Consider the following 11942-nt stretch of genomic DNA (forward strand, 5'->3'; position numbering starts at 1 on the left):
TCGGCTGGCCGAAAACGATTTAAGGAATACCGAAAATGGCCCTCATCAAACCGAAGCTGAGCCGCGAAGTGGCCGAAACGATCGCAGCCGGCGGCCCGGTCGTGGCGCTGGAATCGACGATCATCACCCATGGCATGCCTTACCCGGCCAATCTCGAAACCGCACTCGGCGTCGAGGCGGTGATCCGCGAGAACGGCGCGATCCCCGCCACCATCGCCGTCGTCAATGGTGAGCTGCGCGTCGGCCTCGAACATAGCGAATTGGAAGAATTGGCACAGGCCAAGGGCGTCGTGAAGGCATCCGGCCGTGACCTCGCCGTCGCCATGGTCCGCGGCCAGTCGGCCGGCACCACCGTTTCCGCCACCATGCTGATGGCCGATCTTGCCGGCATCGACATTTTCGCGACCGGCGGCGTCGGCGGCGTACATCGCGGCGCCGAACAGACCTTCGACATTTCCGCCGATCTGACCGAGCTCGGCCGTACGAAAACCGCCGTTGTCTGCGCCGGGGTCAAATCGATCCTCGATATCGCCAAGACGCTGGAATATCTCGAAACCCAGCGCGTCCCCGTCATAGCTTACGGCACCGACAATTTCCCGGCCTTCTTCACCCGCAAGAGCGGTTTCAAGGCCGACCACCGGCTCGATACGGCCGAAGAGATCGCCAAGGCCATGTATCTGCACCACCAGCTCGGCACCGGCACCGGTCTCTTGATCGCCAACCCTATCCCGGAAGCGGCGGCCCTGACGCCGGAATTCATCGATGGCACGATATCGGACGCCGTGCGCGAGGCGGAAGAACGCGGCATCGGCCGCAAGGAGCTGACGCCTTTCCTGCTCGCCCGTATCAACGAGCTTTCCAAGGGCGAGAGCCTCAAGGCCAATATCGAACTGGTGAGGAACAACGCGCGTCTCGCCGCGAAGATGGCCGTCGCCTACGCGGCGCTGAAGAAGGCCGGCAAATAGTTCAAGAACAAGGGGAACTGCCCATGAACCAGCAAATGAACAGCTACGAGACGATCCTTTACGAGAAGGATTTGACCGACAAGTTCGCGACGATCACCATCAATCGCCCCGACAAGATGAACGCGATGAACAAGACGGTGATCCGCGAGATCGACGCGGCGGTTGCCGCAGCCGTCGCCGATCCGGACGTCAATGCCCTCGTCATCACCGGCACCGGGCGCGCCTTCTCTTCCGGATACGATCTGCAGGGCGGCGATTTCGATGTCGACATCGATTTCTGGCGCGAGGACATGTCGGAAAATGCCGAAGCCCTGCTCAACATCTGGCGTGCGCCGATCCCCGTTATCGCCTCGGTCAACGGTTACGCGCTTGCCGGCGCGCTCGAGCTGATGATGTGCTGCGATCTGGCGATCGCAGCCGACAATGCCAAGTTCGGCGAACCGGAAGTCCGCCACAATTCCGGCCCGCCGGCGCTGATGATGCCCTGGCTGCTCGCCACCCGTGACGTCCGCTGGTTGATGTTCACCGGCGACATGGTGGATGCCCAGGAGGCGCTGCGGATGCACCTGATCAACAAGGTGGTGCCGGCCGACCAGCTCAAGGAAAAGACCGAGAACCTCGCTCGCAAGCTTGCCCGCATGCCGGTGCCGGCGCTGAGATATACCAAGGCCTCGATCAACAACCAGCAGATGGTCGCCGGGCTGATGCCGTCGTTCCAGTACAATATCGAAGCGATTGCCGCCCTCCACGTCACCCGGCAGGGCCGCGAGTGGATGGCAAACCTCGCCAAAATGTCGCTGAAGGAATATCTCGCCTTCCGTGACGACCCCTTCAAGGGCCTTGACTGAGGTTTCGGCCATGGCGGCCAACACGCCCATGGACCCAAAAGCAGCGATGCGAGCCTTGATGGCGCCACGCTCCGTCGCAGTCGTCGGCGCCACTGAGCGCGCCGATGCCTCCTCCAGCTACGTCATGAAGAACCTGATGCGCTTCGGTTATCAGGGGCAGATCATTCCGGTGCATCCGAAGGCCGAGACAATCTTCGGGCTTCCCGCCTCACCCTCCCTCTCGGCGCTGACCAATTCACCCGATGTCGCGGTGATCGGGATCGCCGCCGACAAGGTGATTGCGGCCCTCGAAGAGGCCGGCAGCACCGGCGTCAAGGCGGCGGTCGTGCTGGCCTCCGGTTTCGCGGAACTCGACGAGGCCGGCCGCGAGCGCCAGCGGCAACTGATCGAGATCGCCGAGCGCTACGGCATAGCGATCTGCGGTCCGAACTGCCTTGGCCTCTTCAACCTTGGCTCCGGCGCCGCCCTCTATTCCTCCAGCCTCTCGACCAATCTCGAAAAGGGCCGCTTCGCCATCCTCTCCCATTCCGGCGCCAGTGCGATCGCGCTCGGCAATACCGGCCGATTTGGCCTCAGCCACATCGTCTCCTCCGGCAACAGCGCCGCGACCGATATTCCCGACTATCTCGAATTCCTGGCGACGGATGATCAGACCAGCGCCGTCGGCATCGTTATCGAAGCCATTCGCGAGCCGGAAAAACTGGCCGCCGCGATGGAGAAGATGCATGCGGCCAACATGCCGGTGATCGCTCTTCGTGCCGGCCGATCCGAACGCGGCGCCCAGGCGACCGCCGCCCATACCGGTTCGCTCGCCGGCAGCAACGACGCCTACCGCGCCTTCTTCCGCAGGACCGGCATTATCGAAGTGCCGGACATGGACGGCTTCATGGAAACGGCGACGCTCTGCCTGGACCTGAAGGACCGGCCCGCCAAGCCAGGCGTCGCAATCGTCGGCGTCTCCGGCGGCGGCGTCGCGCATGTTTCGGATATCGCAGATGAGGTCGGCATTTCCTTGCCCGATCTGCAGCCCGAAACGGTCGCACGGATAAAGACGCTGCTGCCGCCCTTCGCCACTCCCCAGAACCCGCTAGATACGACGGGCGTCGTCTTCGCCGACGGGGGGATCTATCGCGATGCCCTGCATGCGCTCGCCAGCGATCCGTCGATCGGCCTGATCGTGGCAACGCAGGATGCACCCGCTGGCCTCGACGATTTCTGCGTTTCCGAATATCTCGGCATCGCCGGGGCGGTTTCGGACTATGCCGGGACGGGCACGGTGCCGGTCGCGTTCATGAGCAACCTCTCCTCCGGCCATCACCCGGATGTCGAGGCCAAGCTTTCGAATGTGCCGGTGCTGCGCGGTACGAAAAGCGCGCTGACTGCCGTCTACAGCCTGATCACTCAAAGCCGCCTCGTCTCATGGCCCGGCAAGACAACCACGACAAAGAAAAATCTCCTCGCCGACGTTTTGACCGAGCGCGAGGCCAAGCAACTGCTTGCCGCCGAGGGCCTGCCGGTGCCCAGCGAACAACTCGTCACCAGCGCCGATGCCGCCGCGGAAGCAGCTCGGAAACTCGGCTTCCCGGTGGTCATGAAGATCGAGTCGCCGGATATCCTGCACAAGACCGAAGCCGGCGGCGTGAAGCTCGGCATCGCTTCGGAAACCGAAGCCCGCGCCGCCTTCGACGCCATCATCGCAAGCGCCCGCGCCTACGCCCCGAATGCGGATCTGCGCGGCGTCTCGGTACAGGAAATGGTGACGGGCGGCGTCGAGGCACTGGTCGGCATCGTGCGCCACGAACCCTTCGGTTTCGGCCTCGTCGTCGGCATCGGCGGAGTGCTGGTGGAACTGGTGAAGGACAGCGCCTTCGACCTCCTGCCGATCGACTTTGCCCGCGCCGACGCGATGATCGGCGAGACGAAACTGGCATCGCTGCTGGAAGGTTATCGCGGCGCGCCGAAGGCGGACCGCATGGCCCTCGCCGAACTTTTGGTCAAGGTGTCGGGGTTTGTCGCGCAATACGGCGACGATATCGAAGCGATCGATCTCAATCCGGTAGCGGTCTTGCCCGAGGGCAAAGGCGTGCGCATCCTCGACGCGCTGATCATCCCGCGAAAGCGTGATTGATCAAACTAGCCGCAGCTTCGGCGGAGCCGCGTTCTCCGCGCGTCCGAACCATGAGAGCCGCTCGGTCAGCAACGCATAAAAACCGTCGGCATCGACGTCGCGCATGAACATCGCGTTCTTCGGCCGGCCGGAAACGCCCCACCAGTCGGCCACTGTCATCCCCTTGGTGAGTTCCGACTCCGTCTCGATCTCCACATTGCAGAGCCGGCCGGAATAGAGCTCCGGCTTGAGGAGATAGGCGATCACGTTCGGATCGTGCAGCGGCCCTCCTTCGCTGCCGTATTTCGCCACGTCGAAGCGCTCGAAATAATCGAGCCAGCCGACCACCGCGTCGGAGAGCGGCGTACCGATCGCCTGGATCGCGGCAACGCGGGCGCGGCTTGTCAGCGTCTTGTGGGTGACGTCGAGCGGCATCATCACGATCGGCACGCCGGAGCCGAACACGACGGCAGCTGCCGGCGGGTCGACATAGATGTTGAATTCCGCGGCCGGCGTGATGTTGCCGCCTTCGAACAATCCGCCGCCCATCAGCACGATTTGCCTGATACGGCCGGCGATCTCAGACGCCCGGGTCAGCGCCTTGCCGAGATCGGTGAGCGGGCCGAGCGTGCAGACGGTCACGGTGCCTTCCGGTTCGCTCAACAGCGTCTCGATGATGAAATCGACACCATGCTGTTCCTGAAGCGGCATGGTCGGCTCGGGCAGGTCGGCGCCATCGAGCCCGGTCGCACCATGCACGTGCTCGGCGGTGACGAGCGGCCCGGTCATCGGCTGGTTGCAGCCGGCGAATACCTTGATGTCGGGACGGCCGGCCAGTTCGCAGATCTTGCGGATGTTCTTCGTCGTCAGCGACAACGGCACGTTGCCGGCTGCCGCGACGATCCCCAGCACTTCGATTTCCGGACTGGCGAGCGCCAGCAGAATGGCCAGCGCGTCGTCCTGGCCGGGATCGGTGTCGATGATGATCTTTTCTGCCATTGCGGAAAACTCTCAGGAACGATGACTGTTACGCGACATGGACGAGCGGCTCCCTCGCCCGCCATTTCGCAAGGAGATCGGCTTTGCGCTTCTCGAACTTGGTGATCGAGGCAAGCTTTACATGGCCGAAGCCGCGGACCATGTCCGGCAGACCGGCAAGCTCGACAGCAAGCGCATGATTGGCGGTATCGAGCCCGGCGGAAAGCTCGGTCACCAGTGCAAAATAGTCCGCGATCAGCTGCCGTTCCATCCGCCGCTCGGCCGTGCGGCCAAAGGGATCGAAGGACGTGCCGCGCAGGAATTTCAGTTTTTCCAGAACCCCGAAGGCGGGGCGGATCCAAGCGCCAAAGGCGATCTTGGCCGGATGGCCGGTGCGCTGATCGATCTTCGAGATCATCGGCGGCGCAAGATGATGCCTGATCTTGAAATCGCCTTCGAACTGCACGGCAAGCTTCTTTTCAAAGCTCCGGTCCCGATGCAGCCGGGCAACTTCGTATTCATCTTTGTAAGCCATCAGCTTGAAGGCGTTTTTCGCCACCGCCTCGGCAAAACCGGTCATGCCGCGCAGCTGCGCCTCGGCTGATTTCACGACATCCACGAGAGCGGCATAACGCGCCGCATAGGCCGCATTCTGGTAGTCCGTGAGGAAGGCGGTGCGACGCGCGACGATTTCTTCCAGCGTCTCGATCCTCGGCTCCGCCTTCACGAGGCCAGCCTCGCGGGCGACGGCTTCCGGATCGACGGCGGCACGGCGTCCCCAGCCAAAGGCAGCGCGGTTCATGGCGATGCCGGTGCCGTTGAGCTCGATCGCCTTGTCGATGGCGGTAAGGCTGATCGGCACCAGACCGCGCTGCCAGGCATGACCCAGCAGGAACATGTTCGCAGCAATCGCGTCACCCAGCAGCGCGGTTGCCATATCCGTCGCGGCGACCATCTCAACCGCATCTTCACCCGCGGCGCGGCGCAGCGATTTCAGCGTCGCCTCCTGCCGGAAATCGATTGTCGTATCCTTCACGAAGGAAGCCGTTGGCGCGAAATGGTCGTCGATGACGGCGCGCGTCTTGTTCTTCGCAAACGAGGCAAGCGAATTTTTCTGCGCGGCGACGACGATATCGAAGCCGAGCACGAGGTCGCTTTCGCCGGGGCCAACCCGCACCGCGTTGATCTGTGCGGGATCCTTCGCCAGCCGGATATGCGACACGACGGAACCGTTCTTCTGGGCAAGCCCGGTCTGGTCGAGCGTCACCAGCGCCAACCCATCAAGCAAAGCAGCCTGGGCGAGGATGGCGCTGACGGTGATGACCCCCGTGCCGCCGATGCCGGCGAGCAGCATGCTGTAGGGCGTCTCGAAGCTCGCGGTGAAAGTGGGCAGCGGCAGATCGTCGGTCTTCACCGATGCCGACTTCGCCGCCGGCTTGCGGATGCTGCCGCCCTCGACGGTGACGAAGCTCGGACAGAAGCCCTTGATGCAGGAAAGGTCGGTATTGCAGCTCGACTGGTTGATGCGGCGCTTGCGGCCGAACTCGGTCTCCTGCGGCTCGATGGATATGCAGTTGGAGACGGCGGAACAGTCGCCGCAGCCTTCGCAGACCAACTCGTTGATGAAGGCGCGCTTGTCCGAGACCGGGTAGGCGCCACGCTTGCGGCGGCGGCGCTTTTCCGCAGCGCAGACCTGATCGTAAACCAGCACGGTGACGCCCGGGATGTCGCCCAGTTCGCGCTGCACCGCGTCGAGCTCGTCGCGGTGATGGATGGAAACCTGACGCGGCAGATTACCCTGCCAGACCTCAGGCCGCTCGGCGACCACCACGACGCGTGCCGCACCTTCCGCCAGCATCTGGCCGACGATGCCCGGAACGGTGACATCGCCGTCATGTTTCTGGCCGCCGGTCATGGCGACGGCGTCGTTATAGAGGATCTTGTAGGTAGCGTTGACTCGTGCCGCGATCCCGGCGCGGATGGCGAGCAGGCCGGAATGGAAATAGGTACCGTCGCCCATGTTGACGAAGATGTGCTTCTCGTCGGTGAAGGGCGACAGGCCGATCCACGAACCGCCCTCGCCACCCATCTGGGTGAAGGTCGAGGTGTTGCGGTCCTCGTTGCCGATGATCATCATATGGCAGCCGATACCGGTCGAGGCGCGGCTTCCCTCCGGCAGGCGGGTCGAGACGCTGTGCGGACAGCCGGAGCAGAAATAGGCCTCACGCTTGAGCGCGGTCGCCTCGACGCCCATGGCAATCGACATTTCTTCGAGGAACCGCGCCTTGGCCTGCAGCGCCTCGTCGAGATAATTAAGCCGGGAAAGGATGGCCTTGGCGACCGACAGCGTACCGATCTCGCCGATTGCCTGCAGCAGCGTCGCGCCGTTCTCGCCGGCCTTGCCGAAAACGCGCGGACGCCGCTCCGTGGACAGGTTGAAAAGCTGTGCCTTTATCTGGTCTTCGAGGATCGATCGTTTTTCCTCGACCACGAGCAGTTCGTCGGCGCGGGAAGCGAACTCCGCGATCCCCTGCGGCTCCAGCGGCCAGACCATGCCGACCTTGTAGAGCGCAATGCCGAGTTCCGCCGCGCGGGTCTCGTTTATGCCGAGAAGCGCCAGAGCGCCCAGAAGGTCGAGCCAGGATTTGCCGGTCGAGACGATCCCAAGCCGGGCGCGGCCGTTGGCTCCCCAAATAGTGCGGTCCAGACGGTTGGCGCGGGCAAAAGCCTGAACGGCAAGCATCTTGCGCTCCAGCCGCAGTTCCATCGCATGCGGCCCGTCCGGCCAGCGCAGCGACAGACCGTCCGGCGCAAAGGTCTCGTCGGGAAAAACAATCTCCGGCTTGTCCGGATCAAGATCGACCGTCGCCGAGCATTCGACGATCTCGGTCTGGCACTTGAAGCCCACCCAGGCGCCGGAATAACGGCTCATCGCAAAACCGAGCAGACCGTATTCGATATATTCGCCGACGCCGGCCGGCGACAGCAGCGGCACCATAGCCGAGATCAGGTTGTGTTCGCTCTGATGCGGCAGGGTAGAGGAAACCGCGCCGTGGTCGTCACCGACCAGCAGCAGCACGCCGCCGTTCGGGTTGGTGCCGATCGCGTTGGCATGGCGGATCACATCCATGCTGCGGTCGACGCCCGGCCCCTTGCCGTACCACATGCCGAACACGCCGTCATAACGCGAGCCCTGAAACATGCCGGTCTGCTGCGTGCCCCACACGGCCGTCGCCGCCATGTCCTCGTTGAGGCCCGGATGGAATTTCACATGCGCGGCATCGAGAAACTTCTTGGCTCGTGCCATTTCCCGGTCGAAACCGGCGAGCGGCGAACCGCGGTAGCCGGAAACATAACCGGCCGTATTGAGCCCACGGGCCAGATCCCGCTGGCGCTGGATCATCGGCAGGCGCACCAAAGCCTGTGTGCCCGACACCAGAATACGGCCCTTTTCCAGCGTGTAGCGGTCGTCGAGGCTGACCTTGCTATCCTTGGGGTTCGCATCCGGCGCGGTATGTATCGACATCTACGCCCGCTCCGCCTGCTGCAAAGACACCGGCGCCTCGAAGACCCGGCCGCGATTGAGAATGTAGTTCGGATCGAAGGCCGTCTTCAATCGGCGCATGGTGGCGATCTCGGCTTCGCTGCGGGCGTATTTCAGGTATTTCACCTTGTCGGTGCCGATCCCGTGTTCGGCGGAAACCCCGCCGCCGACCGCCTCGATGCCCGAGAATATCGCCTCGGCGACCTTTTTCTCGTGCTGGCTGAACATGCAGTAGTGCAGGTTGCCGTCGCCCAGATGGCCGAAGATATAGGTCCGCGCCTGCGGATCGATCTCATCGACAGCGAGCGCCGCCCGGTCGAGGAACTCTTGCATGCGGGACAGCGGCACGGAAATATCGAAGCCGATCGTCACCCCATTGCCGAACAGGTAGTCGTTGATGCCGTCGCGAATGCCCCAGAGCGCGTTGAACTCGCGCAACGAATTGGAGAGCACCACGTCCGTGGCCAGCCCATCCTCCAGCGCGGCGGCAAGGGCCGCTTCGAAACGCTCGTTGTCCTGATCCGGCGCCTGGCCCTGGATCTCGACCATCGCATACATGCCGGCCCCTTTTTCGACCGGCGGGCGGATCCCCATATGGTCGACCGTGCCTTCGTAGACGTTCGGAAAGATCGCCTCGAAGGCAGAGATGAGGCCGGAGAGTTCGACCCGCAGCCGCGCCAGCAGATCCTGCGCCGCCTTCAGCGATGGCAGGGAGATGAAGGCGTTGCGCTCGACCTGCGGTTTCGGATGCAGTTTCAGGCAGGCGCGGGTGACGACCCCGATCGTTCCTTCGGTGCCGATGAACAGCGGATTGAGGTCGTAGCCGGAATTGTCCTTGGGCAGGCCCTTCAGCGAGGAGAGGACCGTGCCGTCCGGCAGCACCGCTTCCAGCCCCATGACCTGCGCCCGGTACATGCCGTAGCGCAGAACCCGGATGCCGCCGGCATTGGTGCCTATATTGCCGCCGATCGTCGCCGTGCCGCGCGCCCCGATATCGACGCCGAAAAACAGACCCGCGTCGCTCGCCGCCTGCTGGACGACCTGCAGCGGCGTGCCCGCCTTAACGATCATCGTCTGGGCCGCGACGTCGATCGACTCGATGCCAGTCATGCGTTCGAGCGAGATGGAGACCTCCCCCTCGAGGGGCCGCGAAGAACCGGAAAGCCCGGTACGGCCGCCCTGCACCACGATCGGCTGGCGAAGGTCGTTGGCGGCGGAAAGAATGGCGGAAACATCTTCGGTATTGCGCGGACGCAGGACGGCGGCTGGCCGGCTGCCGCGAGCGGTCGCATCGGCGGCATAACCATCCGAAATCGCATCGCCGGTGAGGATCGCAGCGGCGTCAAGCCGGCTTTCGAGGCTGGAGAGAAGATGGGCCACGCGATCGAAGGACAAGGTGCTCTCCTCCGCGATGCCTGCTTCGCTACCCTGCGCTCCAGCATCGCCGAATGCGATTGCGCCCATTCTCTCATTCCCCTTGTTTCTTGGGGCGAGGTTATTCCCATTCCCCTATTTGTCAAACCTATATTTAAAAAGCAGTAGCCTTTTCACCGCTCCCATGGCATCACTATAGCCAGGAGACTGGTCCCAGGAATATGCGGATCAGGATACGCGGGGAAGGATGACATGATCCTCAAATACGACGAGGTTGTCCGCACGGGCATCGCCAGGCAAGTGTCCGACAACATCCGCTCGGCGATAATGGACGGCCGGCTGAAGATCGACGAACGCCTGCCGACCGAGGAAGAACTTGCCCGAAGCTTCGGCATTTCCCGCCCGACGGTGCGCGAGGCCTTGAAGCGCCTCGCCGCCCAAAACCTCATTCATTCCAAACGCGGCCCGACCGGCGGTAATTTCGTCAAGCGGCCGGATCCGGAAGGTCTTTCGAAGGCAATCACGGGCGCCGCCACCCTACTGGTCGGCATCGGTGCCTTCGACATCGAAGAGATCATCACCGCCAGGCTGGAAACGGAAGCCGTCTGCTGCCGACTGGCCGCTGCAAACCGCAACGAAGCCGATCTCGCCGCAATGGAAGCGGAGATCGCGGTACAGCTCGACGAGGCTGTTAGCGACGAGGATTTCTGCGCTTCGGACGTGCGTTTCCATAGAGCGCTGGTGGAATCGACCGGCAACGGGCCGTTGAAGCTGATGATGTACACCGTCATCGAGGCTTTCATTCCGATCACCAACATGATCGTCTTCCGCGTCCGCGAACGCCGCCACGTTGCTTCGCTGCACCAGGAAATCGTCGACGCGGTGCGCAGTCGCGAGGATGCCAGGGCCGCCGATGCGCTGGCGCGGCTGCTCGCCTATGTGCGCGAAAGTTATTCCGCCGTGCTCGACGCGCGCGCCAGGCGGGACGCCACCGCACAGGCCTCCGCTTAAAAACCAACATCACCACGATATCGGGAGAGAGACATGACCGAGACCTTCACCGCCATGGTGATCGACGCCGTCGACGGCAAGCCGAAAGGCGCCTTCAGGGAGATCTCGATCGCCGATCTTCCCGACAACGACGTGCTGGTCGAGATCGCCTACTCAACGCTGAACTACAAGGACGGCCTGGCGATATCAGGCAAGGGCCGCATCGCCAGGCGAATGCCGATGGTCGGCGGCATCGACCTCTCCGGCACCGTGATCGAATCCCGCTCGCCGGAATGGAAGGCCGGCGACAAGGTCGTGCTCAACGGCTGGGGTCTTTCCGAAACCGAATGGGGCGCCTTCGGCCGCTACCAGCGCGTCAAGCCGGAATGGCTGATCAGCCTGCCCGATGCCTTCTCGATGGAACAGGCGATGGCGATCGGCACGGCGGGTTATACAGCCGCACTCTGCGTCGATGCGCTGGAGAAATGGGGTTCGATCAAGCCCGGTGAGGGCGAAGTGCTGGTCACCGGTGCGGCCGGAGGCGTTGGCTCGGTGGCAATCGCGCTGCTGGCCGCCTGCGGCTACAACGTCACCGCCTCCACCGGCCGTCCGGAAACCCATGACTATCTCGCTTCGCTCGGCGCCACCAATTTCATCGATCGCGCCGTGCTTGCTGAAAAAGGCGGCCCGCTGCAGAAGGAGCGCTGGACCGGCGGCGTCGACAGCGTTGGTTCGACCACCCTCGTCAACGCGCTTTCCCAGACGATGCGCGGTTGCGCCATCGCCGCCTGCGGCCTTGCCGGCGGGGCCGACCTTCCGGGAACCGTGCTGCCGCATATCCTGCGCGCCGTGACGCTGATCGGCGTCGACAGCGTCATCGCCACCCGCGAACAGCGGCTCTCCGCCTGGGCCCGGCTGGCGCGCGATCTCGATCCCGCCAAGCTTTCGGAAATCACCACGACGGAACCGATGTCCAACCTGCCGCAACTCGCCGAGGATATTATTGCGGGGAAAATCCGCGGGCGTGTGGTGATCGATGTGACAAAGTAGAAAAAGGTATACCAGAGGCGGCTTTCCATTCGCGGGCCAGAGGCGGTAGAGATATCTCCGGCAGAAAATTGCATGGCGTGGGAGAG

The 11942-nt window shown here is 63.4% G+C and carries 8 protein-coding genes; 5 read left to right on the forward strand and 3 right to left on the reverse strand.

Features of this window, described 5'->3' with window-relative positions:
- Positions 1 to 35: 35 nt before the first annotated feature.
- From AC1D3C_RS14945 to AC1D3C_RS14955, 3 genes are read left to right on the forward strand one after another with little or no spacing between them, the layout of a single operon-like run.
- On the forward strand, positions 36 to 965 hold the full coding sequence (locus AC1D3C_RS14945) for a pseudouridine-5'-phosphate glycosidase (protein WP_477483423.1): 930 nt from the start codon (positions 36 to 38) through the stop codon (positions 963 to 965).
- Between the two features lie 23 nt (positions 966 to 988).
- Positions 989 to 1813 (forward strand): enoyl-CoA hydratase/isomerase family protein, encoded by an 825-nt coding sequence (locus AC1D3C_RS14950; RefSeq protein ID WP_477483424.1) that lies wholly within the window; start codon positions 989 to 991, stop codon positions 1811 to 1813.
- A 58-nt stretch (positions 1814 to 1871) separates the two neighbouring features.
- Positions 1872 to 3941, forward strand: coding sequence for an acetate--CoA ligase family protein (locus tag AC1D3C_RS14955; RefSeq protein ID WP_477483425.1), 2070 nt, complete (start codon positions 1872 to 1874; stop codon positions 3939 to 3941).
- On the opposite strand, the gene AC1D3C_RS14960 is transcribed toward AC1D3C_RS14955, so the two are convergent.
- From AC1D3C_RS14960 to AC1D3C_RS14970, 3 genes are read right to left on the reverse strand one after another with little or no spacing between them, the layout of a single operon-like run.
- Entirely contained in the window at positions 3942 to 4919 is a 978-nt protein-coding gene (locus AC1D3C_RS14960; protein ID WP_477483426.1) for a nucleoside hydrolase, read from the reverse strand. It abuts the gene before it with no gap.
- 28 nt (positions 4920 to 4947) lie between these two features.
- Positions 4948 to 8424: an indolepyruvate ferredoxin oxidoreductase family protein gene (locus tag AC1D3C_RS14965; protein WP_477483427.1), complete on the reverse strand. Its 3477-nt coding sequence runs from the start codon at positions 8422 to 8424 to the stop codon at positions 4948 to 4950.
- Positions 8425 to 9906 carry an FAD-binding oxidoreductase gene (locus tag AC1D3C_RS14970; RefSeq protein WP_477483428.1) on the reverse strand — a complete coding sequence of 494 codons (1482 nt, stop codon included), beginning with the start codon at positions 9904 to 9906 and terminating at the stop codon, positions 8425 to 8427.
- A 162-nt stretch (positions 9907 to 10068) separates the two neighbouring features.
- Between AC1D3C_RS14970 and AC1D3C_RS14975 the strand changes: the two genes are divergently transcribed.
- Positions 10069 to 10827, forward strand: coding sequence for a FadR/GntR family transcriptional regulator (locus AC1D3C_RS14975; RefSeq protein WP_477483429.1), 759 nt, complete (start codon positions 10069 to 10071; stop codon positions 10825 to 10827).
- Positions 10828 to 10860: 33 nt separating this feature from the next.
- Complete coding sequence (locus AC1D3C_RS14980) at positions 10861 to 11856, forward strand: MDR family oxidoreductase (protein WP_477483430.1); 996 nt, start codon at positions 10861 to 10863, stop codon at positions 11854 to 11856.
- Positions 11857 to 11942: the final 86 nt, after the last annotated feature.

Source organism: Neorhizobium sp. P1_A6 (assembly GCF_056406795.1).